This is a genomic window from Arthrobacter rhizosphaerae (assembly GCF_023062595.1).
Classification (GTDB): domain Bacteria; phylum Actinomycetota; class Actinomycetes; order Actinomycetales; family Micrococcaceae; genus Arthrobacter; species Arthrobacter rhizosphaerae.
This window is the reverse complement of record NZ_JALLAN010000007.1, coordinates 68,890-91,152: the sequence shown is the minus strand read 5'-3', so window position 1 is coordinate 91,152 and position 22,263 is coordinate 68,890. Positions and strand designations below refer to the sequence as shown.

Genomic DNA, 22,263 nt, shown 5'->3' with positions numbered 1-22,263 from the left:
GATCCATGAGCACCCTCGTTACCAACATCGCCGAACTGATGACCCAGGACGCAGAACACCGCGTCCTCAAGAATGCCGCTGTGGTGATCGAAGGGGAACGAATTTCCTGGATCGGGGCGGCGGCAGAAGCCCCGGCGGCTGATGATGCGGTGGACGCGGGCGGCCGTGCGGTGCTGCCAGGCTGGGTGGACTCCCATACGCACCTGATCTTCGCCGGGGACAGAACCGCGGAGTTTGAGGCCCGCATGGCAGGAGAAAGCTACAGTGCGGGAGGAATCGCGGTGACTACCGGCGCCACACGGAGCACCAGCGACTACGACCTGACCAGGCTGGCGCTTGGCCGGGTCGCAGAAGCGGTCTCCCAGGGAACCACCTACCTGGAAACCAAAACGGGCTATGGGCTGGATGTGGAAAACGAAGCCCGCAGTGCCCGCATCGCCGCCACCGCCGTCGACGAAGTGACATATCTGGGGGCACACCTGGTGCCGAACGGGATGGACGCCGAGGAGTACACGGACCTGGTCTGTGGCCCCATGCTGACGGCAGTCCGGCCTTACGTCCGCTGGGCTGACGTGTTCTGTGAGCGCGGGGCCTTCACCGAAGAGCAGTCACGGCGCGTGCTGAAGGCCTGCAAGGACGCCGGACTGGGCCTGCGTGTCCACGGCAACCAGCTCGGCGAGGGCCCCGGCGTCCAGCTGGCCGTGGAGTTCGGCGCCGCGAGTGTGGACCACGTCAACTACCTGTCGCGGGCAGACGTGGATGCGCTCGCAGGAAGCTGGTCAGGAGACGGTGGAAACGGGCGACGGGGAACGGTGGCCACCTGCCTCCCCGCTTGCGATCTGTCCACGAGGCAGCCACTGGCCCCTGGCCGCGAACTCCTGGACGCCGGAGTCCCGATCGCCCTGGCCTCCAACTGCAACCCCGGGACGTCATACACCAGTTCCATGGCCTACTGCGTCACCACTGCCGTCTTGCAGATGCGGCTCAGCGTCCACGAGGCCGTCCGGGCGGCGAGCTACGGCGGCGCCCTCGCGCTGGGGCGGGAGTCAGGGAACGACGTCGACGGCGAACGGGCGGTGGGTTCCATCGCCGTCGGACACCGGGCGGACCTTCACATGCTCAACGCACCGTCGGCGACTCACCTTGCCTACCGGCCGGGAATCCCGCTGACGCATGCTGTCTGGCGTGCCGGAGTCAGGGTCAGGTAATTCCCGGGCACGCACGCCGCGCGGGGCGGGCTAGAAGAGCATCCGGGGGGCGTCGAGCACAGTCTCGTCCACCCGGCGTTCCACCCACTGGCTGAAGGGCTTGTCCAACTCGTACTTGCCCAGCTCGGTTCGGATCAGCGTCCGGACTTCGGCGTTCTCGGGATTGTTGAGGGATTCGAAGTACTCCACCGACCAATGGAACCAGCGCATGCAGAACAGCCGCATGGTCAGCCCGTGGGTTACCAGCAGGGCGTTCGGCGCGTAGGAGGGCTTGGACCAGTGCCGGTACAGGGTCTCCATGAAGGACGAGATGCGGTCGTAGACGTCGGAGCCTGACTCGCCCTCCCGGAACCTGTAGAAAAAGTGCCCGTACGCGTTGCGGAGCTCCTTCTGGTCCTCGATCTCCCCGGAAATCTGGAAGTTGGCCCAGTCCTGTTCCCTTAGCCGCGGCTCCTCGATGACGCGCTCAACCAGATTCCCCAGATCCAGCGCCTCGAGGGTCTGATAAGCCCGGAGGTAAGGGGAGACATAGACACACACCTGCTGCCCGTCCAGCTGACGGCGAACGGCGTCCCCGGCCTTCCTGGCCTGCTCCAGTCCAGCAAGGGTGAGGGGGATGCGGTAGTCGGGTACACGGTTGTAAATCGAGGTATCGGCGTTGGCGGCCGACTGGCCATGCCGGATCATGATGATTTTCCCGGGCGCGCTCATAAGCCACAAGCATAGGGGCAGGTGGGTCCTGTACCGGACGGGTACAGGAAAGAACCAGCAAATGCAGGCAAGATAGGAACATGCTGGTGCCATCCCGCCGTCGTCTGCGGATTGAAGTGTTGATTGTCCTGGGCCTCTCCCTGGGCCAGTCCGCTGTCTACTCCGTGGTGCAGCTGCTGGACAAAATGAGCCAGGCACCCCTGGCGCAGGGCACGTCCACCCTCAACCGCTCCCAAAGTACGCGGGAATACTTCGACCTGACCTACCAGCTGCTGGACATCGCGTTTGCCCTGGTGCCGGTGCTCCTGGTCTTCTATTTCCTCACGGAACAACGTCCTGCAGGCCATCGGGGACAGTCCGCGTTCGGCAAACTCGGCTTCGACCTGAGCCGGCCGGGGAAGGACCTGCTGCAGGGAGTGGGACTGGCCGCCTTGATCGGCATCCCTTCTCTGGCGCTCTACGCACTCGGGCGGCAACTGGGCATCACCACGGCCATCATCCCAAGCGCCCTTGATGACTACTGGTGGACCGTTCCTGTACTGATTCTCTCTGCCATCCGCCATGGCATCGTCGAGGAAGTCATCGTGGTGGGTTATCTCCTCAACCGCCTCGGGAAGTTCGGCTGGAGCGTGCCGCTGGCCATCTTCACCAGCGCCGTGCTCCGTGGTAGCTACCACCTGTACCAGGGCTTTGGCCCGTTCATCGGCAACGCGGTGATGGGAGCGGTGTTCGCCTGGCTTTACACGCGGACGCGCAGGGTAATGCCGCTCGTGATTGCCCACGCCCTGCTGGACATCGTGGCCTTCGTGGGCTTCAGTCTTTTCGGCAAGGCAATCGGGCTGGGATAGAGGCTTAAAGGAATTCGGCCGCCATCAGCCGGTGACGTCATTGGCACCCGCTGCTGGCGGCCGAAGTATTGTGGGCAGAGTTTGCCCAGGGGTAGGGGGAAGGCCTCCTGGAAAGAGCCTCCCCGCAGTGACGGGGATCAGATGGTGACCGCTCCGGTGGGGGTTTCGAACGTGACGGACAGGATCCCCGGCGTGCCGTGCGGCGCCAGCCAGTTTACGGCCACGTCTTCAAGCGGCCTCTCCACCGGCTCGCCCAGCCATTCAGTGACCCGCTCGGCTGATCCGGCAATGGTGAGGCTGGACATCTTGACGTTGCTTGGGTACGCGTTGGACGGGTGAAGTGACGGGTCACCTTCCCACTTGAGCATGTAGGGAACCTGGGGATCGGCGATGAGTCCCAGGATGCCAATTTGCCTCCACACCAGTTCGCGACCGTCCGGGAATTTACGGTTTCCATTGACGGCGGCGCGGCCAAGCCGCTCCTCGAACGGTGCCAGGTCGTCTACTTCGACGCACCAGCCCATCCAGCCGCCACCGGCCGCCGAGCGGGCACGGACAGCCTGCCCGAAGGGAGCTTTATCTGATGCCGGGTGGTCAAGGACCTCCACAACTTCAAGGTATTTGTGCCCGGCCAGCGGGATGATCATGTTTCGGGTTCCAAAGCGGGGATGTACCCCGCCCTTCACAGCTTCGACGCCCAAGGCGGACGAAATTCGTTCGGTGGTGGCCGCGAGGCCATCGTTTTCACAGGCGTAAGAGACGTGATCCATGCGCATAGCTTCATCTTGGCACTTTGTGATGAGCCTCTCAGCTTAGGGTCACCTAACTGCGTTATGATCCGCGTCGCCGTCGCCCCTTTGTCCTCCTGAGTCATATTGGTGTCACAATCTTCGCTATTACGGCTCGGTTCTTCGTAGACTTTGAAAAGGTCATGAGTGCCAGCAACAGCCCCGGCTTGCTGGCCGGCAACCCTCCTTCCGCGGTGGGGTGCCCCGGGTGAAGACCTGGCCTGTCGGTCAGCTGACGGCAGGCAAGCGCGTAGAAAAGGTCCTCTTATGACGATTGCCGTCAACCGCACCGGCGTACCCGGAATCCAACTGCCCGGAACTCCGCTGCCCGCAACGCCACCCGTTGCGGGTCCCACGAGCGTTCCGGACGGGACTGTCCGGTTCCTCACCATTGGCGGACTCGAACTCGAAGCCGGTGGCCACCTTCCCGACGTGACGTTGGCGTACGAGACCTGGGGCACCCTGAACAGTGATGGCTCCAACGCTGTTCTGATCCAGCATGCCCTGACCGGAAGCACGCACGTTACCCGGGGTGAAAGCGAGGAGGAAGGCTGGTGGGAGCAACTGGCCGGTCCGGGAGCCTCCGTTGACACGGACAGGTTTTTCGTCGTCTCGATCAACATCCTGGGTGGCTGTTACGGGTCTACGGGACCCTCGACGGCGGCACCCGATGGCCGTCCTTGGGGCTCACGGTTCCCGTTGGTGACGTTGCGGGACACCACAGCGGCGGAGGCGCGCCTTGCCGACGCCCTGGGCATCGGCAGCTGGTACGCGGTGCTGGGCGGTTCCCTCGGCGGCGCGCGAGCCCTTGAGTGGGCTGTGAGCTATCCGGCACGGGTGCAGCGTTGTGGAGTGATCTCCATCGGCGCGCGCAGTACTGCAGAGCAGATCGCCTTTGCCCAGGCCCAGACTCTCGCCATCCGCCAGGATGTGAATTTCAACGGCGGGGACTACTACGGTGGGCCCGAGCCTGAAGCGGGGCTGGCCCTGGCTCGCCGTATCGCCCACATCACGTACCGTTCTGCTGCTGAACTCGACACCAGATTCAGCCGCGAGGCCCAGCACGGCGAAAGCCCGCTAAAGGCGGTGTCGCTGGGGGAGCGCGGCCGGTACCAGGTGGAGAGCTACCTGGACCACCAGGGCAGCAAGCTCGTGAAGCGTTTTGATGCGAACAGCTACATCGCCATCACCGAGGCTCTCATGAGCCACGACGTCAGCCGGGGGCGCGGCCAGCTGCAGAACGCCCTTTCCGGCGCAACCGCCGAGTTCTTCGTGGCGGCGGTGGACACGGACCGGCTGTACTTTCCTGCACAGTCCCACGAACTTGCCCAGGCGCTGCCGGGTGAGGTTCCCGTTCACGTGATCGAGGCGCCTATTGGCCATGACGGTTTCCTGACGGAGATCGGTCAGCTCAGCGAAGAGTTGCGCAGGAGCTTCTTCCCGTAAGGGTTCCAGCCCCGCAGCGTTTTCTGCATTTTTGCAGAGCCTGTCTGCACTTTTCGCCGTTGAGCCTGCACGGATGTGAGGCCATACTCGATGAATCCGGCGGTTCGTGGTGCATGTCACCAGCGTCCGCCTTCGAATGGTTCCACGTGGCGTCGACGTAGACGCTGAAGGAGTTCGCATCATGAGTACGGAAAACTCCGCCGCAAGGCGCGCAGAAGAAACTGATATCAAAGCTTCAGGGCTCAGAAAAGTTGTCACCGCCTCCATGGCCGGGACTGTGGTGGAGTGGTACGAGTTTTTCCTCTACGCCTCGGCTGCCACCCTCGTCTTCGGCAAGATGTTCTTTCCGAACTCGGGGACGGAGCTGGACGGCATCATCGCCGCCTTCGTTACCTACGCCGTCGGATTCGTGGCACGCCCCATCGGCGGAATCGTCTTTGGCCACTTCGGCGACAAGTTCGGCCGGAAGCAGCTGCTGCAGTTGAGCATCATCCTGGTTGGCGTATCCACCTTCCTGATGGGCTGCCTGCCCACCTTCGGCGAGATCGGCTACTGGGCGCCTGCGCTGCTCGTCTTCCTTCGTTTCGTCCAGGGTTTCGCCGTGGGAGGAGAATGGGGAGGCGCGGTGCTTCTCGTTGCAGAGCACAGCCCCAGTGCGTCCCGTGGCTTCTGGTCCAGCTGGCCCCAAGCGGCAGTACCGGTGGGCAACCTGCTCGCCACCGGTGTGCTTTTCACTCTCTCGGCGGTGCTTTCGTCCGCTGACTTCCTGGGCTGGGGATGGCGCGTAGCGTTCTGGCTGTCCGCGGTGATCGTCGTCGTCGGCTACTACATCCGCACGAAAGTCAGCGACGCCCCCATCTTCCTCGAGGCGCGTCAGGAAGTGGCGGTTGAGAAAAAGGGCTATGGCGTGGCTGAAGTGTTCCGCCGCTACCCCCGCGGCGTCTTTACCGCCATGGGCCTGCGCTTCGCGGAGAACATCCTGTACTACCTCGTGGTCACGTTCTCCATCACGTACCTGAAGGTGGTTGTCCAGACCGACACGTCACGGATCCTGCTCCTGCTCCTGGTGGCCCACTTCGTACATTTCTGCGCCGTGCCACTCGTGGGGAAGCTGTCGGACGCCTTCGGCCGCCGCCCCGTCTACCTGGCCGGAGCGATTCTGGGCGGCACCTGGGGGTTCTTCGCTTTCCCGATGATGGACACGGCAAACGACCTCATCATCCTTGCCGCCATCACCATCGGCCTGCTCTTCCACGCCCTGATGTACGCCGGACAACCGGCCATCATGGCCGAGATGTTCCCCACCCGGATGCGCTACTCCGGAGTGTCCCTTGGCTACCAGGTAACCTCGATCGTTGCCGGCTCGCTCGCCCCGATTATCGCCACGTCCCTGCTGAACGCGTTCGGTTCCTCCACACCGGTAGCCCTGTATCTGATGGGCGCATGCATGGTGACGGCGGTAGCCGTCCTCCTCCTGAAAGAAACCCGGGGAATCTCGCTGCTCGACGTCGACGCCGCCGATGCCAGGGGAACAGCTGATCTGCTGGCAGCCGGACGAAAGTAGGACTCTGATGCGCGCCGCCGTCCTCCACGCAACGGTTCCGCCGGGAACCGTCCACGCCCAGGCAAACACCCTGACGATTGAGGAGCTGGACCAACCGGAGCCCCGCTCCGGTGAGATCGGCGTGGCGATTACGTGCTCGAGCCTGTGCCACTCCGACCTTTCAGTGGTGGACGGGTCCCGAGTCAGGCCGTTGCCCATGGCCCTTGGCCATGAAGCCGTGGGACGGGTGGTTTCCCTGGGGCCGGGCGTCAGGGATATCAACGTGGGGGACCACGTGGTACTCGTGTTCGTCCCCAGTTGCGGTTCCTGCCGCGCCTGCCTGGCGGGCCGGCCGGCGCTGTGTCACCGCGCCGCGGAAGTCAACGGCTCCGGGGACCTGCTTCACGGCGGGGCCTTGCTGAGGACCGCCTCCGGAGAACGGATCAACCATCACCTCGGAGTTTCCGCCTTCGCCGATTATGCGGTGGTGGCACGGGAGTCCGCGGTGGTCATCCCCGACGACGTCCCGGACAGTGTTGCAGCCATGTTCGGGTGCGCGGTACTCACGGGAATGGGGGCGGTATTCAACACAGCGGAAGTGGCCTCCGGCCAGTCAGTCGCCGTGATCGGCCTGGGTGCAGTTGGCCTGTCAGCTGTCATGGCCGCCCGGCTGGCCGGGGCCTCCCACATCATTTCCATAGACCCGAACCGGGGAAAGCACCAGCTTGCCAGGGACTGCGGGGCGACGGCCGCCGGTACTCCCGAGGATGCGGGCCGGCTCGTCGAGGAGGCAACGGGGGATGGTGTAGACGTGGCCGTTGAGGCTGTCGGCTCGGCAGGGGTGATGGCTGCGGGACTTGACCTGCTGACCAGGGGAGGTGCCCTCGTCTCGGTCGGATTGCCCCATCCCTCGGCAGAGCTGGCTGTACCGGCTTTACAGTTCGCCGGGGCAGGAAAACGGCTGCTCGGTTCGTACATGGGGGATTCCGTCCCGGAACGCGATATTCAGCGCTATCTGGGTTTCTGGCGGGACGGGAAGCTTCCGATCGAGCTGCTCCACACCGATACCAAACCGCTCGAGGAGATCAACGAGGGATTGGATGCGCTTGTTGCCGGCACCGTAATCCGGAGGCTGTTCCGGGCTTAGGCGCACAGCGGGCGGCCCCCGGCTTTTGCTCCCAGGTCAGGTGAACGCTCCGGCACAAGTCGGCGCTTTTAGCCCTTCATGATCTCGGCCCGGCGGGCCATATACTCCTCCATCGCAATCTCACCATTGCTGTACTGCTGATCCAGTTCAGCCAGTTTCCGTGCCCGGTAACCCTGCGGGGCCGACGGCGGCGGTGGGGTTTCAGGGGCGGAAGGCTGCTGGGGCTGTTGGCGGGACAGCCACTCCCGATACTCCGGGCTGTCTTCGAAAGGGACCTGGCCGGGTTGGCCCGGAGCCTGGTATCCCGGACCAGGCTGACCGGGACCCTGATAGCCGCCAGGACCCTGGTAGCCATTCGGATCCTGATAACCGTTGGGTCCTTGGAAGGGAGGGACCTGAGGCGGTCCATACGGACCCTGGTTGCCGGGCTGGTTGCCTGGCTGGTCGAAGGCGCCGAAAGCTCCGTAATAGTCCCGCTGGGTGTAACCATCCCTGTACTGGTTGTTCTGGTTATTCAGCGGGCCAGGATACTGACCGTTGATGCCCTGGTTCTGGTTCCGGCCACCGGACCTGCGGAACAGGCGGATTGCCACGGGAACCAGGACCCCCAGTATGATAAGCAGGAAAAATGCGTCCACGACGTCACGCCTCTCAGATGTATTCCTTCCAGCTTAACGGCCGGGGAAAGCTACGAGTGCCGTGAGTCCTCGGTAGCAAGGGGTCCTTCACCGGAGCCCAGCGGCATGCCCGGTCCGAACACCGGGCCAGGTGTTGGCCGTTTGGCAGTGATTCCATCACCCGATGAGCGGTTCCGCAGGCGCCGGACCACCCACGGGACAAAGTACTCCCTGGCCCAGACGAGATCGCCCGTCCGTGCTTCCCGCCAGCTGCGTGGTGGCAACGGTTTTGGCGCGAGCGGTTCCAGCGTGTGCTTGACGTTGAGTGAATCAAGGACCATGGCGGCAATGGTGTGGTGACCCAGTGGCGAGAAATGCAGCCGGTCAGGGTCCCACATCTGCGGGTCGTGCAGCTGCCGCAAGGACCACATGTCGGCGATGATGGCATCGTGCCGTGCGGCCACCGTTCGGAGGTTCTCGTTGTAGATGGCCACCTTGCTGCGGATCCGGCCAAGCACCGACGATCCTGTGTCCGGGCCGTTGAACAGCACCACGGTGGCGCCGTCCATACTGAGGATCTGGACCACTGAGTCCAGCTTCTCCGCGAGTGCATCCGGATCGCCGCCGGGGCGGATGAGATCGTTTCCGCCGGCTGAGAGTGTCACCAGGTCCGGCTTCAGGGCCAGGCACGGGGCGAGCTGCTGATCCACGATCTGTTGGAGGAGCCGTCCGCGGACCGCCAGATTGGCGTAGGCGAAGTCCTCATGTCCGCGGCTCAGTTCCTCCGCCACACGGTCAGCCCAGCCTCGATGCCCGCCGGGGTTGCCGGGTTCGGGATCGCCGATGCCTTCGGTGAAAGAGTCGCCCATGGCTACATAGCGGCTCCAGGGATGCGGTTGGGTGGGCTCTGGATGGCTGGAAGCGGCTTCGATTTGGCTCACCTTCATATCCTGCCCTCTAGGTCCAAAGCTACGCCACCGTAGGTTGTTACTAATGGGTAACTGTAAGAATGGATCCATGACTTCAGCCGATAGCTTCCCTGCCCCTGTTGTTCTCTGGTCCAAGCCCGAAGAGGCCCGGGCCGGCAAGCCGCTCCTGGTCCTGTTGCACGGGTATGGTGCCAACGAGCAGGACCTGCTGAGCCTGGCGGACATGCTGCCGGAAGAATTCGTTGTTGCATCCGTCAGGGCTCCGATAGCCATGGGACCGGGCTTCACCTGGTTTCCGTTGACCGGATCCGTCGAATACTCGATCGACGCCGTCAAGATCGCCTCCTCCTACGTCCTGGACTGGCTCGACGGCGTCAAAGGCAACCACCCGTCAGTGACCCTGCTGGGATTCTCCATGGGTATGGCAATGGCCACCACAATGCTCCGGCAGCGCCCCTCGGACTTTGCCGCCGTCGTCGGGCTTTCCGGTTTTGTGGTGGATTCCAGTGACGATGCGGACTTTTTTGACCACGAGCTCGACGGCGGTGTGCCGATGTTCTGGGGCAGGGACCAGCAGGATCCGGTCATCACGCCGGACAAGATTGAATTCACCATGGGCTGGGTGCGCAAGCACGTGAAGCTCACCAAGGTGCTTTACACCGGAATGTGGCACGGGATCAACCAGCAGGAGATCGGCCACGTGTCCGAGTTCCTCACCCATGAGGTCCTGAACAAGTAGGGCCGTGCCTCACCGCCTAGATGTCGGAGGGCGCGATGATCTGGACAGTATGTCCGTTAACGGTGACTGTGTCCCCATCGTGGAGCTGGCGGCCGCGCCGGTCGTCGATTTCCCCGTTGACCTGGACGAGGCCGTTCTTGATCAGCTCCGTAGCCTGCACGCCGTCCTCCACCAGGTTGGCGAGCTTCAGCAGCTGGCCAAGGCGGATCATCTGGTCACGGATGGGAATCTCTTCAATCTCCGGGTTGCTCATACAAGCAATAATGCCTGACGTAGGGTAGATCCGGTGACCGTTCCCCACCTTCCCCTTGCCGCAGGACTCCCCTTGGCTGTTGCCGCCGGATTGGCCATTCCCGTCCAGGGCAGGATCAACGGGGCACTGGGAACCAGGCTGAACGACGGCATTGCGGCAGCAACGGTGAGTTTCACCACAGGCCTGATTCTCATGGTGGTCATATGCCTGATCCTGCCCAAGGGACGGGCGGGCGTCGCGCAGATCCTTCCGGCCGTGAAAGAGCGCCGCTTTCCGCCCCTCTATGTCATGGCTGGAAGCATCGGTGCCCTCTTTGTTTTTGCCCAGTCATTGACCATCGGACTGCTCGGCGTGGCCCTGTTTACCGTAGCCACGGTAACGGGGCAGACCCTCAGCGGGCTCCTGGTTGACAGGCTGGGGATCGGACCCGCAGGAAAGCGGTCCGTCACGGGTATCCGGATACTTGGCTCCCTGCTCACGATTGCCGCGGTGACCTGGGCGGTGTCGCCGCGGTTCGGAACGCCGGGTGCCGCCGCTGCAGGCCAGGCGGGTGCAGGTGCCGGACCGGGTGAACCAGGCCAGTTGCTCCTTCCCCTGCTGCTCCCTGTACTGGCAGGCTTCTTCATAAGTTTCCAGCAGGCCATGAACGGCACAGCCACAGCCCACTACGGCACACCACTCGCCGCCACGCTGGTCAACTTCATTTCCGGCACTGTGGTGCTGTGGCTGGCATGGCTGATGAAGCTGGCTGTCCTGGGCGCCGGAAATGCGCTGCCTGCAGAGTGGTGGTACTACCTTGGTGGTCCGATGGGGTGCGTCTTTATCGGGCTGGGAGCCTTGCTGGTCCGCAGCCTCGGAGTGCTGGTGACGGGGCTGGGAATGATCGCTGGCCAACTCCTGGGATCCCTTGGCTTGGACGTGGCTTTCCCCACACCTGGAACAGTGATAGCCCTCCCTACCGTCCTGGGAACTCTTCTGACTCTCGGCGCAATCGTCCTGGCCACTTTGCCTTGGCCGCGGGGGATGCTCAGAAGGTAGTGTCCCCAGGTGGCCACTCGGCGAGCCATCACGCCGGGAGGCCGGTAGTCTAGGAACCGCAGCTTTTCTGCACAGCCTTCCCGCACACCCAACTAAGTAGCACTTAATGTCGTTTTGAGGGCTCAGAACAGCGTCTACTGCTACCTAGTTGGGGCTGCGGACCTTGCACCGCCCCGCCCGGCAACCAGCCGGGGACCCGGGGCCAGACCACGCGGACCGCACCCAGCGGCCTGTAGAAATTGGAGTTACCATGGCAGCAAAATCCGTCCTCGACCAGATCATTTCCCTCGCCAAGCGCCGGGGATTCGTTTTCCAGGCCGGTGAAATCTATGGTGGCTCCCGTTCAGCGTGGGACTACGGACCCTTGGGTGCCGAGCTGAAGGAAAACATCAAGCGCCAGTGGTGGCAGTCAGTGGTCCGCGGCCGTGAAGACGTCGTCGGCCTGGACTCCTCCGTGATCCTTCCCCGCCAGGTGTGGGAAGCGTCCGGCCACGTCGACGTATTTTCCGACCCCCTCGTAGAATGCCTCTCCTGCCACAAGCGCTATCGCGCGGACCACCTCGAAGAAGAGTACGAGGAGAAGAAGGGCCGCCCGGCCGAGAACGGCCTGAAGGACATCGCCTGCGCCAACTGCGGCACACGCGGCCAGTGGACGGAGCCGCAGGAATTCTCCGGCCTCCTCAAGACCTACCTGGGTCCCGTAGCCAACGACGAAGGCCTGCACTACCTCCGGCCGGAAACCGCCCAGGGCATCTTCGTGAACTTCAGCAACGTGCTCACAACCTCCCGCAAGAAGCCGCCGTTCGGCATTGGCCAGATCGGCAAGTCGTTCCGCAACGAGATCACGCCCGGAAACTTCATCTTCCGCACCCGCGAGTTCGAGCAGATGGAAATGGAATTCTTCGTGGAGCCGGGCACTGACGAGCAGTGGCACCAGTACTGGATGAAGGAACGTATGTCCTGGTACACCGAGCTGGGCATCCGGGAGGAAAACCTCCGGTTCTTCGAGCACCCGCTGGAAAAACTCAGCCACTACTCCAAGGGCACCACCGACATCGAGTACCGTTTCGGCTTCCAGGGTTCAGAGTGGGGCGAGCTGGAAGGCATCGCCAACCGCACGGACTTCGATCTCTCCACCCATGCCAAGGCCTCCGGACAGGACCTCAGCTACTTCAACCAGGCCACCAACGAGCGCTACACACCGTATGTGATCGAACCTGCCGCCGGCCTCACCCGCTCCTTTATGGCGTTCATGATCGACGCCTACACCGAGGATGAGGCCCCCAACGCCAAGGGTGGAGTCGACGTCCGCACGGTACTCAGGCTCGATCCCCGTCTCGCGCCGGTCAAGGCTGCCGTACTTCCGCTGAGCCGCAACGAGGACCTTTCCCCGAAGGCCAAGGACCTTGCGGCCCAGCTGCGCCGGAGCTGGAACATCGAGTTCGATGACGCCGGTGCCATCGGCCGCCGCTACCGCCGCCAGGACGAGATCGGTACACCGTTCTGCATCACCGTGGACTTCGATACCCTCGAGGACCAGGCCGTCACCATTCGTGAGCGCGACACCATGAGCCAGGACCGGGTTTCTCTCGGCAAGGTGGAGGCCTACCTCGCAGCCCGGCTGGTGGGCGCCTGAGTATGGCCATTGAGTACAGGGAATGGCGCGACGGCGACGACCTCGCGTTGTTGGAGATCTGGGGAGACCCCGAAACTGTCCAGGCGGGGCAGTTCCGTGGAACGCTTGCACCATCAGGAAATGCTCCGTGGCGCCGCTGCATAGTGGCAGAAGACGTTGTTGACGGCGTCGCCATTCCAGTGGCGGCAGGCGTGGTCCACGAAGCGTCCCTCCACCCCGACCGGCTCTGGGCGTATATCGAGGTTGCCCGCGACCACCGCCGGGAAGGCATAGGCTCCACGCTGCTGACCATGCTGCGGCATGAAGCCAAGGCGGCGCCGTCGGGTGTTTCCAGGTTGCGGTGCAAGGTCGAGCCCGGCACTCCGGGCGCCGCTTTTGCCGCTGAGGCAGGGCTCACTCCGATCCAGCGCTCGCAGCTGGTAGTAGTGGACCCGGCAGCCCTGAAGCTCCCGGTCTTTAGGGACGGTTCAGAGGAAGCAGCGTCGGAGCGTGTTGAGGACCTGGCCACCGGTTCCGTGGAGCTCAGCGACGTGGTTGGCCGTTATTACACGGCCGTCCACGACTGGGACAGCCCGGGGGACCTCAGCGTTTCCACCGTTCAGCGGCTCTTCCTTGATGACCTCAGCGGGGCGCACGGAGCCATTGTGCTGAGGGCTCCCCAAGCAAGCGCCTTCGGGGCGGGCGTGCCTGCCAGCAGGAAAGGCAAGCTGCAGGCCTTCGCGATCAGTTATGCGCAGGGCACATCCGAACCCGGACAGCCTGCCCAGCCGTCGGACGTCTTCCTTGGCCATGATCCGCAGCTTGCTCCGGACGAGGCGCAGGCGGCCGTTCGTGATTTGTTGGCCCTTATCGCCTACCAGTATCCGGTGCTCATCGAACTGGATGACTCGATGACTGCCTTGCGCGCCGTCATCGAACCCCTGCTTGATTCGGGGAACGCCAGGCGGCAGGGGGCCGAGACTTTCGTCGTCTCGGACTGAGCGGTTCCAGGGGGCCACTGCACCACACGTAGAGTTGAAGATATGAGGTCGAACTGCTGATGGGATCCGGACACTCGCACGGCCACACAGAGCATTCGGAACCGACGCCGGAAGCCATCGCCTCCAGGAGACGGGCCAACTGGCTCCTCGCGGCTGTCCTGGTTCCGCTGACCCTGCTCACGTTGGCCGCCATGGTGATGATGTGGCCCTCCGGCAGCAAGGAAGGACTCACTCTCGCCAGCCCTTACACAGCTGCCCCCGGAGTCACGTTTGATACCGGCAAAATCCAGCGCGTGGTGGTGGAACCGTGCACCCAGGCGCCGGCTGCCAGCGGACAAGACAACACCGGACAGCCACCTACCGGACAGCAGGGAACAGGGGAGCAGAGCGGCGCTCAGCCGTCCCAACAGGGATCTGACTGCACCTTTGCCTACACCGAGCCGGATAAAGGCGGGAATCCCGTCAAGGTGGTCATCAACCCCGACGTCGTGAAGTCCCACGGCGTTAAGGTGGGTGACAATATCCGCTACCTCAACCTCTCCAACGCCCAGGGTGCCTCGTCCTCGCAGGGTGCACCGGCCTATATTTTTGTTGACTTCGTTCGCACCCTCCCCATCATCCTGCTTGCTGTCCTCTATGCGGTGGTAGTAGTGGCGGTGGCACGCTGGCGTGGGCTCCGGGCCCTGGTGGGACTCGTGGGTGCCTACGCGGTCCTGGTTGCATTTATGCTCCCGGGCCTGGTCGAGGGCAAGCCGCCGCTTCTTTTGGCGCTGGTGGGTTCCACGGTGATCATGATCGGGGTGCTGTACTTTGCCCATGGTTTCTCGGCCAGAACATCAACGGCACTGCTGGGCACCATCTTCGGACTGGTGATCACCGCGCTGCTGGCGGCGTGGGCAACCGACGCCGCCAACCTTGCCGGGGTGGGCAGCCACGACGCCGCCACGCTGAGCAACGTTTCGGCCAACATCTCCATCTCCGGAATCATTCTCTGCGGGCTCATTATTTCCGGGCTCGGTGTGCTTAACGACGTCACCATCACCCAGTCCTCGGCTGTCTGGGAGCTCTACGAACTGGCACCGGAGACCAGTGCGCGCAAACTCTTCACCTCGGCCATGCGGATCGGCCGGGACCACATCGCCTCCACTGTCTACACCATCGCCTTCGCCTACGCGGGCGCGGCCCTGCCAACCCTCATTATCGTGATGCTCTACAACAGGCCCCTGGGCGAAGCGCTCACCAGCGCCGAACTCTCGGAAGAAGTCATCCGGACCCTAGTGGGCTCCGTCGGCCTGGTGCTGGCCATTCCTGTCACGACGCTTATCGCCGTCCTCGTTGTCAAAGCCACGGGCATAAGGGGCGCTGGCGATAGGGCAGCAGGGGTCCTGCCGGCCTCACGGGCAGGTTCTCTTGCCATAGAACCCGACGACGTCGAGGACACCGGCGCGCTGGCAGCGGCCGCAGCGGTCGCCCGTGGCGATGCGACGCGAAACCCCAGAGCACCTGCAGCACCTGACCGCGCATCAGGGGGCACAGCAGGGGACGCCGGTGCAACAGACGGAACCCGGCGGGGACGGCGGGCGGCCGAGCGGCCCTGACCGGGCACATTCTGGCCCTGACCTGACAGCATTCCGCTCCCCAAAGTTTTCATCTGCCGGGTACACGCGGTGCAGCCCGATTTGCCCCGCTTTGAGACAATGGACGGGTGACTGTTGTAGCAACGCCTCCCGCCCCCAAGCTGGAACTCCCTCCGCTGAAACTGGGCCCCATCACGGTGGACACCCCCGTGGTGCTGGCCCCCATGGCCGGAATCACCAACACCGCGTTCCGCCGGCTCTGCCGTGAATACGGCGGCGGGCTGTACGTCGCCGAGATGGTCACCTCCCGCGCCCTGGTGGAGCGCACTCCGGAATCGCTGCGGATCATCTCCCACGACGACGACGAGAAAGTCCGTTCCGTTCAGCTCTACGGCGTGGACCCCATCACCGTGGGGCAGGCCGTACGGATGCTGGTTGAAGAAGACCGGGCCGACCACATTGACCTGAACTTCGGCTGCCCGGTGCCCAAGGTAACGCGGCGCGGCGGGGGAGCAGCCCTGCCTTGGAAAATTGATCTCTTTACCTCGATCGTCCAGACTGCGGTGCGCGAAGCCTCCAAGGGCAACGTTCCGCTGACCATCAAGATGCGCAAAGGCATTGACGAGGACCACCTGACGTACCTCGACGCCGGCCGGATTGCCCGGGATTCCGGTGTTGCCGCCGTCGCTCTTCACGGCCGCACCGCGGCTCAGTTCTATTCCGGGCAGGCCGACTGGTCGGCAATCGCCCGCCTCCGGGAGGCGTTGCCGGATATTCCTGTCCTGGGCAACGGCGACATCTGGTCCGCTGAAGACGCGGTACGAATGGTCCGCGAAACCGGGGTGGATGGTGTGGTGATCGGCCGGGGCTGCCAGGGCCGGCCGTGGCTCTTCGGGGACCTCATGGCTGCTTTCGAAGGCAGCGATGAACGGCACAAGCCAGGCTTGCGCCAGGTCGCCGAAGGCGTCTACCGGCACGCGGAACTGATGATCGAGACGTTCGACGACGAATACAAGGCGCTCCGGGAAATCCGCAAGCACATGGCCTGGTACTTCAAGGGTTATGTCGTGGGCAGTGAACTCCGCACCAAGCTGGCAACCGTGCCCACGCTGGAGGTGTTGCGCGGGATATTGGACCAGTTGGACCTCGATTCCCCGTACCCGGGCGTCGACGCGGAGGGACCGCGCGGCCGTGCAGGCTCACCCAAACAGCCAGCCCTGCCCAAGGACTGGCTGGAGGACCGCTGCATGGACGCAGACCAGTCGCGGGACATCTCCGCGGCGGAACTGGACGTCTCGGGTGGCTGAAACCAGGACCACAGCCCCTGTCCTTCCAGGCTATGAAGCCCACGACATTGCCCGCTGGGTAGAAGAACCGCCCAAAAACACGTACCGCTCGGATTTTGAACGTGACAGGGCACGCGTCCTGCACTCCTCGGCTTTGCGCAGGCTTGGTGCCAAGACCCAGGTGGTCGCTCCCGATACCGACGACTTCGTCCGGACCAGGCTCACGCATTCCCTCGAGGTGGCACAGGTGGGCCGCGAGCTTGGCCGCGCGCTTGGCTGCGATCCCGACGTCGTGGATACCGCATGCCTCAGCCACGATCTGGGCCATCCGCCCTTCGGCCACAATGGCGAATCTGCGCTCAATGAAATGGCGCATTCCATCGGGGGATTTGAAGGAAACGCGCAGACCCTGCGGCTCCTGACCCGGCTGGAGCCCAAAGTGCTGGATGCGGAGGGAAGGCCCGCGGGCCTGAACCTGACGCGCGCCAGCCTTGATGCCGCCGCCAAATACCCCTGGTCTGCCCTGGAGGCACCGGTGATCCACGGGCAGCGCACCAGCAAGTTCGGTGCCTACGAGGACGACCTGCCCATCTTCAACTGGATCCGCGACGACGCCCCGGTACGACGCTCGTGCCTTGAGGCGCAGGTCATGGACCTCGCCGATGACATCTCCTACTCGGTGCACGACGTCGAGGACGCCATCGTCGCGGGTCACTTCCAGTTGCGCTGGATGGACAACCCCGACCACCGCGCCCGTGTGGTGGGCTACGCCAAGCAGTGGTACCTGCCCCACAACGACCCCGAAGCCATCGACGCAGCCCTGGCCCGGCTCGAGGCCACCTCCGTGTGGGTGCGGGAGGCTGACGGCAGCCGCAAGGCCATGGCTGCCCTGAAGGACATGACCAGCCAGCTGATCGGGCGCTTCTGCCAGAGCGCCCTGGAGACCACCCGTGCCGTCTACGGTCCTGAGGATCTGACACGGTACAACGCCGAGCTGATCGTGCCCGATGAGACAGTGATGGAAATCGCGGTCATGAAGGGACTGGCCACCACCTTTGTGATGACCACCGAGCACCGCCAGCCGATTTACGAGCGTCAGCGTGAAGTGCTCCATGCTCTCGTCACGGAGCTCAACGCCAGCGGTGACCGGCACCTCGAGCCCATGTTCGCGGCCGATTGGCGCGATGCGGACGACGACGGCGCCCGGTTGCGCGTCGTTATTGACCAGGTTGCTTCCCTCACCGATGGCTCCGCCCTCGCGATGTATGAACGGCTCGTGGGCAGCCTGCCCTCGCTTTGGTGACCCGGCCGGCAAAGGCCGGTCCGGCGTCGAACGCCGCTTCCGGAGAATTGGTGTCGGAGCCTCGTACTAGGATGACTCTGTGGCCGGCCTGATCAAACGCGAAGACATTGACGAGGTCCGGCAGCGCACGGACATCAAGGAAGTCGTGGACGGCTACGTGACCCTCAAGGGCGCTGGCATGGGCACCTTCAAAGGCCTCTGCCCTTTCCACGATGAGCGTTCGCCGTCCTTCACCGTGCGGCCGCAGGTGGGCCGCTACCACTGCTTCGGCTGTGGCGAAGACGGCGACGTGATCGCGTTTGTGCAGAAGCTGGACCATTCAACGTTCCATGAGGCCGTGGAAAAGCTGGCGGCCCGGATCGGCTTCGAACTCCGTTATGAGGACGGCGGCACGGGGCCGAACCGCGAAGAGGTGGGCAAGCGTCAACGGCTCCTGGACGCGCACAAGATAGCTGACGAATTCTTCCGGGGGCAGCTCCTGACCACCGGTGCGGCAGAGGGGCGCAAATTCCTCCAGACCCGGGGCTTCGACCGCGCGGCCGCCGAGCACTTCGGCGTCGGCTACGCCCCGCAGGGCTGGGATGCCCTGCTGAAGCACCTGCGAGGGCGGGGCTTTACGGATCCGGAGCTGAAACTGACGGGCATGTTTTCCGAGGGCGGTCGCGGAATCTACGACCGCTTCCGGGGACGCCTCATCTGGCCCATCAGGGACATCGCCGGGGACACCATCGGCTTCGGTGCCCGCAAACTGTACGAGGACGATCAGGGCCCCAAATACCTCAACACGCCTGAAACAACGCTCTACAAAAAGTCCCAGGTTCTTTACGGCATCGACCTCGCCAAGCGGAATATCGCCAAAGAGCGCCAGTTGGTGGTGGTGGAGGGCTACACCGATGTGATGGCCTGCCACCTCGCCGGCATTGCGACCGCGGTGGCCACCTGCGGAACGGCGTTCGGCACTGAACACATCAAGATTGCCCGCAGACTGCTTTCCGACGACGGCAGCGGCGGGGAAGTCATTTTCACCTTCGACGGCGACGCCGCAGGGCAGAAAGCAGCGTTGCGGGCTTTCGAGGAGGACCAGCGCTTCGTGGCACAGACCTTCGTGGCCGTGGAGCCAACCGGTGCGGACCCTTGCGAGCTGCGCCAGACCAAGGGTGATGCCGCAGTCCACTCCCTGGTTCAGTCCCGGCGCCCCCTGTTCGAATTCGCCATCCGAAGCACGCTGAAGCAGTTTGACCTCGACACCGTCGAAGGGCGGGTGCAGGGGCTTCGGGCCTCGGCCCCGGTGGTGGCGGCCATTAGGGACGCCTCTACGCGCACGGGCTACTGCCAGGCTCTCACCGGCTGGCTGGGAATGCCGGACCCCAATGAAGTACTCCGGGTGGTCAATGCAGCCGCCAAGCAAGGGTTGAAGCCGTCACAGGGGCCGGGTCTGGCTGCATCCACCCCGGCGGGCGTCGTGCCGTCTTTCAACCGGCCGGATCCCAGGGACCCGGTGGCGTCCATGGAGCGGCAGGCCCTGGAAGTCGCCGTCCAGGAACCAGGGATGCTCGAGGGCGAAACGTGGCAGCGTTTCACGGATGCACGGTTTTCCACGCCGGCCTACCTCGCCGTTCACGAAGCAATCCGTGCCATTGGGCTGGGATACGCAAGTGACCCCGTCCGGTGGGTGGAGCAGCTGCGCCAGGAGGTACCCGAGCCGCTGCGTCCGCTGGTGTCCGAGCTCGCCGTCGTCCCTCTGCCTGCCAGCACGGCAGAGGGCGTGCAAAAGTACTGCAAGGACATCCTGTCGCGCCTCTTTGAACTGCAGATCACCCGGGTCAAGGCCCAGAAGATGGGACAGTTGCAGCGGCTGGACGCTTCGGCTGATCCCGAGGAGTTCCAGCGGCTGAACCGGGAACTCATGCAGCTGGAGATGGAGCGCCGGGCGCTGCGGGCTGAGGCCTGAGTCTGTTCCAATTTCGTTTCCACGGCCAGTGTTTGCTAGGCTTATAGCCGCTTCATTCCTCCTTAGCTCAATTGGCAGAGCATTCGACTGTTAATCGAAGGGTTGCTGGTTCAAGTCCAGCAGGAGGAGCGCACAGCCTCCGTCCGGACTCTTCGGGCGGAGGCTTTTTCGTACCCCGGCGGGGTATTTATGCCTGCACGGCTCCCGATTTCCCATAGGGGCAAAAGCTTTGCTAATGTCGTACCTGCTTCCTTCCTCCTTAGCTCAATTGGCAGAGCATTCGACTGTTAATCGAAGGGTTGCTGGTTCAAGTCCAGCAGGAGGAGCGCACTGGTCCCGCAGCAGGTGAAAACCCGCTGCGGGACCTTTTTTGTGGGACGGATTCAAACAAAATCCATCTCAACCTGCAAAAACCGTTCGGCCTCCGCGACGGCCGCCTGGAAGGCTTCGTCCTCGGTGGGGGATTCCCGGGGTTTCCGCGGATGCCACTCGTGCGGCGCTGAGTGGACACGGGTGAAGCCGGCGTTGGGCGGAGCGTAGAAGATGCCGAAGCGTTGTACCGGCCATTCCGGGGACGTTTCAGGTGCTACCAGGAGCGCGGCGTTGAAGGCCGGATTGAACCACTGGGCGATAGGCCGGCGACGGTCCTCCGTGAAAAGGCCTGCCGCATAGAGAGCCGCGGATTGGGGGCTGGTTTGGCTGCACAACCGTTCCCACCACAGAGGCAGGATCCCGGTGTCGCACCGCTGCCACGTGGCCGGAAGAGAAGGACGATCCCGCCAGTTGGGCATAGCACAACTTTATCGCGCAACAGGGCGCAGGGACCACTGGCGGAGGGGACTACTCTCGGTTCCAGGGGCCAGGGTTCACCCGATAGAGCAAGGCCGCTCCCACCACTGCCCCCAGAATGATTCCGAGGGCGATGTTCCCCATCATCCGCCCCGCAAAGAAGCCGGCGACGCCGCCCAGCAGCGCTCCGAGAAAGAGCCCGCGCCCGTTGCGGTGGAGTTTCTGAGCCATGCTTTCAGCCTACCCGTGGATGGAAGGGACGGTCCGGGGCCGTACCACCAGCCAGAGGGCGGCAGCGGCCAGCAGGATGCAGCCGGCTTGGACTGCTCCCATGGGTGTCGCGGAACCGACGCCGAGCGCACCCACCAGCGGAGAGATGATGCCGGCCAGCAAGAAGGTGGCAGCGCCGAGCAAAGAGGCAGCCGTTCCTGCCTGGGCGCCATGGTTGGCCAAGGCAAGGACTTGAACGGACGGAAACGTGAAGCCGGTGCCCAGGATGTAGAACCACAGTGGCACCAGGACGCCCCACAGGCCGAATCCCAGCTGGTCGAAGAGAACGATCAGCAGCGCCATAAGGAACATCCAGGCGGTGGAGCAGGCGAGGATCCACTGCGGCGGGACGTTTTTTATGAGGCGTGAGCTTGTCTGCACTCCTGCCACGATTGCCAGTGAGTTGATGCCAAAGAGCAGGCCGTACTCCTGCGGGCTGAAGCCGTAGACGTCCTGGAAGAGGAACGGCGACCCGGAAAGGTAGGCAAAGAGCCCGGCGAAGTTCAGGCCTCCCACCAGCAGCAGCCCCACGAAGATCCTGTCGGAGAACAGGAGTTTGTATCGCTGGCTTGCCGTCAACCCGGATCGTCCGCGGGCCTCGGGCGGCAACGTCTCCCGCACAAGGAAGATGGCCGCCACCACCACTGCCGTGCCGTAGCCCGCCAGGAATATGAAGATGCCGGGCCAGGGCATCACCAGGAGCAGCTGGGATCCGATGACCGGAGCAAGGATGGGTGCCAGACCATTGACCAGGGCCATTCGTGAGAACATCCGCACCATGGCATATCCGCTGAAGAGGTCCCGGACCATGGCCATTGCCACCACTCCGCCTCCTGCAGCACCCACTCCCATAAGGACGCGGAATATCCCCAGGCTGGTGATATCCGTTGAGAGCGCTGCTCCTACCGATGCTGCAATATGCAGTGCCGTGGCAATGATGAGCGGAAGCCTGCGGCCGAACTTGTCGCTGAACGGACCAACCACCAGTTGTCCCAGGGCAAAGCCCACCGTCGTGCCGGTGAGCGTCAGTTGTACAGCCGCCTCCGGAACTCCCAGGCTGGCCTCCAACGCGGGGAAAGCCGGGAGGTACAGGTCCACCGTGAAGGGACCCAGGGCCGTGAGGGCACCGAGCAGAAGGATGTACAGGATCTTTCGGCGGCGGCTCAGGAAATCGCCCGGAGTGGGGGGAATGGTCACGGAAGTC

The 22,263-nt window shown here is 63.8% G+C and carries 21 protein-coding genes, 2 tRNA genes and 1 riboswitch; of the genes, 15 read left to right on the top strand and 8 right to left on the bottom strand.

Annotation, left to right across the window (positions count from 1 at the left end):
• Window positions 1-5: 5 nt before the first annotated feature.
• The gene (gene hutI, locus MU551_RS11430) at window positions 6-1,208 is read left to right on the top strand and encodes an imidazolonepropionase (RefSeq protein WP_247044207.1); all 1,203 of its coding nucleotides are present in this window, start codon (window positions 6-8) and stop codon (window positions 1,206-1,208) included.
• Between the two features lie 30 nt (window positions 1,209-1,238).
• On the opposite strand, the gene MU551_RS11425 is transcribed toward hutI, so the two are convergent.
• Window positions 1,239-1,919 carry a histidine phosphatase family protein gene (locus MU551_RS11425; protein WP_247044206.1) on the bottom strand — a complete coding sequence of 227 codons (681 nt, stop codon included), beginning with the start codon at window positions 1,917-1,919 and terminating at the stop codon, window positions 1,239-1,241.
• Window positions 1,920-1,999: 80 nt separating this feature from the next.
• Between MU551_RS11425 and MU551_RS11420 the strand changes: the two genes are divergently transcribed.
• Window positions 2,000-2,767 (top strand): CPBP family intramembrane glutamic endopeptidase, encoded by a 768-nt coding sequence (locus MU551_RS11420; RefSeq protein WP_247044205.1) that lies wholly within the window; start codon window positions 2,000-2,002, stop codon window positions 2,765-2,767.
• A 137-nt stretch (window positions 2,768-2,904) separates the two neighbouring features.
• On the opposite strand, the gene MU551_RS11415 is transcribed toward MU551_RS11420, so the two are convergent.
• A complete protein-coding gene (locus MU551_RS11415; RefSeq protein ID WP_247044204.1) occupies window positions 2,905-3,543 on the bottom strand; it encodes a VOC family protein in 639 nt (212 codons plus the stop codon).
• 151 nt (window positions 3,544-3,694) lie between these two features.
• Window positions 3,695-3,810, top strand: a riboswitch (SAM riboswitch).
• 12 nt (window positions 3,811-3,822) lie between these two features.
• Between MU551_RS11415 and metX the strand changes: the two genes are divergently transcribed.
• The 3 genes from metX (at window position 3,823) to MU551_RS11400 (ending at window position 7,691) form a co-directional block, all read left to right on the top strand.
• Window positions 3,823-5,001 carry a homoserine O-acetyltransferase MetX gene (gene metX / locus MU551_RS11410; protein ID WP_247044203.1) on the top strand — a complete coding sequence of 393 codons (1,179 nt, stop codon included), beginning with the start codon at window positions 3,823-3,825 and terminating at the stop codon, window positions 4,999-5,001.
• 181 nt (window positions 5,002-5,182) lie between these two features.
• Window positions 5,183-6,565 carry an MFS transporter gene (locus tag MU551_RS11405; protein WP_247044201.1) on the top strand — a complete coding sequence of 461 codons (1,383 nt, stop codon included), beginning with the start codon at window positions 5,183-5,185 and terminating at the stop codon, window positions 6,563-6,565.
• Window positions 6,566-6,572: 7 nt separating this feature from the next.
• Complete coding sequence (locus MU551_RS11400; RefSeq protein WP_247044199.1) at window positions 6,573-7,691, top strand: zinc-dependent alcohol dehydrogenase family protein; 1,119 nt, start codon at window positions 6,573-6,575, stop codon at window positions 7,689-7,691.
• 68 nt (window positions 7,692-7,759) lie between these two features.
• Here the strand turns inward: MU551_RS11400 and MU551_RS11395 are convergent, their stop codons facing one another.
• Together MU551_RS11395 and MU551_RS11390 are read right to left on the bottom strand one after the other, a co-directional pair.
• Entirely contained in the window at window positions 7,760-8,329 is a 570-nt protein-coding gene (locus MU551_RS11395) for a hypothetical protein (RefSeq protein ID WP_247044197.1), read from the bottom strand.
• 50 nt (window positions 8,330-8,379) lie between these two features.
• The gene (locus MU551_RS11390) at window positions 8,380-9,255 is read right to left on the bottom strand and encodes an SGNH/GDSL hydrolase family protein (RefSeq protein ID WP_372489847.1); all 876 of its coding nucleotides are present in this window, start codon (window positions 9,253-9,255) and stop codon (window positions 8,380-8,382) included.
• Window positions 9,256-9,325: 70 nt separating this feature from the next.
• Between MU551_RS11390 and MU551_RS11385 the strand changes: the two genes are divergently transcribed.
• Complete coding sequence (locus MU551_RS11385; RefSeq protein ID WP_247044196.1) at window positions 9,326-9,976, top strand: alpha/beta hydrolase; 651 nt, start codon at window positions 9,326-9,328, stop codon at window positions 9,974-9,976.
• A gap of 16 nt (window positions 9,977-9,992) precedes the next feature.
• Here the strand turns inward: MU551_RS11385 and MU551_RS11380 are convergent, their stop codons facing one another.
• Window positions 9,993-10,229 carry an RNA-binding S4 domain-containing protein gene (locus tag MU551_RS11380; protein WP_247044191.1) on the bottom strand — a complete coding sequence of 79 codons (237 nt, stop codon included), beginning with the start codon at window positions 10,227-10,229 and terminating at the stop codon, window positions 9,993-9,995.
• Window positions 10,230-10,262: 33 nt separating this feature from the next.
• Here MU551_RS11380 and MU551_RS11375 point away from each other — a divergent pair, with 33 nt between their 5' ends.
• The 9 genes from MU551_RS11375 to MU551_RS11335 all read left to right on the top strand — a co-directional run bounded on the left by MU551_RS11375 (window position 10,263) and on the right by MU551_RS11335 (window position 20,326).
• Window positions 10,263-11,267, top strand: a complete 1,005-nt coding sequence (locus MU551_RS11375) for a DMT family transporter (RefSeq protein ID WP_247044188.1) — start codon at window positions 10,263-10,265, stop codon at window positions 11,265-11,267.
• A gap of 250 nt (window positions 11,268-11,517) precedes the next feature.
• On the top strand, window positions 11,518-12,903 hold the full coding sequence (locus MU551_RS11370) for a glycine--tRNA ligase (RefSeq protein WP_247044186.1): 1,386 nt from the start codon (window positions 11,518-11,520) through the stop codon (window positions 12,901-12,903).
• 2 nt (window positions 12,904-12,905) lie between these two features.
• On the top strand, window positions 12,906-13,883 hold the full coding sequence (locus tag MU551_RS11365) for a GNAT family N-acetyltransferase (RefSeq protein WP_247044184.1): 978 nt from the start codon (window positions 12,906-12,908) through the stop codon (window positions 13,881-13,883).
• A 59-nt stretch (window positions 13,884-13,942) separates the two neighbouring features.
• Window positions 13,943-15,481, top strand: coding sequence for a YibE/F family protein (locus tag MU551_RS11360; protein ID WP_247044182.1), 1,539 nt, complete (start codon window positions 13,943-13,945; stop codon window positions 15,479-15,481).
• 107 nt (window positions 15,482-15,588) lie between these two features.
• Entirely contained in the window at window positions 15,589-16,767 is a 1,179-nt protein-coding gene (dusB, locus tag MU551_RS11355; RefSeq protein WP_247044179.1) for a tRNA dihydrouridine synthase DusB, read from the top strand.
• Window positions 16,760-18,049, top strand: a complete 1,290-nt coding sequence (locus MU551_RS11350) for a deoxyguanosinetriphosphate triphosphohydrolase (protein WP_247044178.1) — start codon at window positions 16,760-16,762, stop codon at window positions 18,047-18,049. The genes dusB and MU551_RS11350 overlap by 8 nt, the downstream gene beginning before the upstream one ends.
• 79 nt (window positions 18,050-18,128) lie before the next feature.
• Window positions 18,129-20,000 carry a DNA primase gene (gene dnaG / locus MU551_RS11345; protein ID WP_247044177.1) on the top strand — a complete coding sequence of 624 codons (1,872 nt, stop codon included), beginning with the start codon at window positions 18,129-18,131 and terminating at the stop codon, window positions 19,998-20,000.
• Between the two features lie 56 nt (window positions 20,001-20,056).
• Window positions 20,057-20,129: transfer RNA gene (locus MU551_RS11340), tRNA-Asn, on the top strand.
• Between the two features lie 124 nt (window positions 20,130-20,253).
• Window positions 20,254-20,326: transfer RNA gene (locus MU551_RS11335), tRNA-Asn, on the top strand.
• A 57-nt stretch (window positions 20,327-20,383) separates the two neighbouring features.
• On the opposite strand, the gene MU551_RS11330 is transcribed toward MU551_RS11335, so the two are convergent.
• From MU551_RS11330 to MU551_RS11320, 3 genes are read right to left on the bottom strand one after another with little or no spacing between them, the layout of a single operon-like run.
• The gene (locus tag MU551_RS11330) at window positions 20,384-20,791 is read right to left on the bottom strand and encodes a hypothetical protein (protein ID WP_247044175.1); all 408 of its coding nucleotides are present in this window, start codon (window positions 20,789-20,791) and stop codon (window positions 20,384-20,386) included.
• 49 nt (window positions 20,792-20,840) lie between these two features.
• Window positions 20,841-21,020 carry a hypothetical protein gene (locus MU551_RS11325; RefSeq protein ID WP_247044173.1) on the bottom strand — a complete coding sequence of 60 codons (180 nt, stop codon included), beginning with the start codon at window positions 21,018-21,020 and terminating at the stop codon, window positions 20,841-20,843.
• A gap of 9 nt (window positions 21,021-21,029) precedes the next feature.
• On the bottom strand, window positions 21,030-22,256 hold the full coding sequence (locus MU551_RS11320) for a multidrug effflux MFS transporter (RefSeq protein WP_247044172.1): 1,227 nt from the start codon (window positions 22,254-22,256) through the stop codon (window positions 21,030-21,032).
• Between the last annotated feature and the right edge of the window lie 7 nt (window positions 22,257-22,263).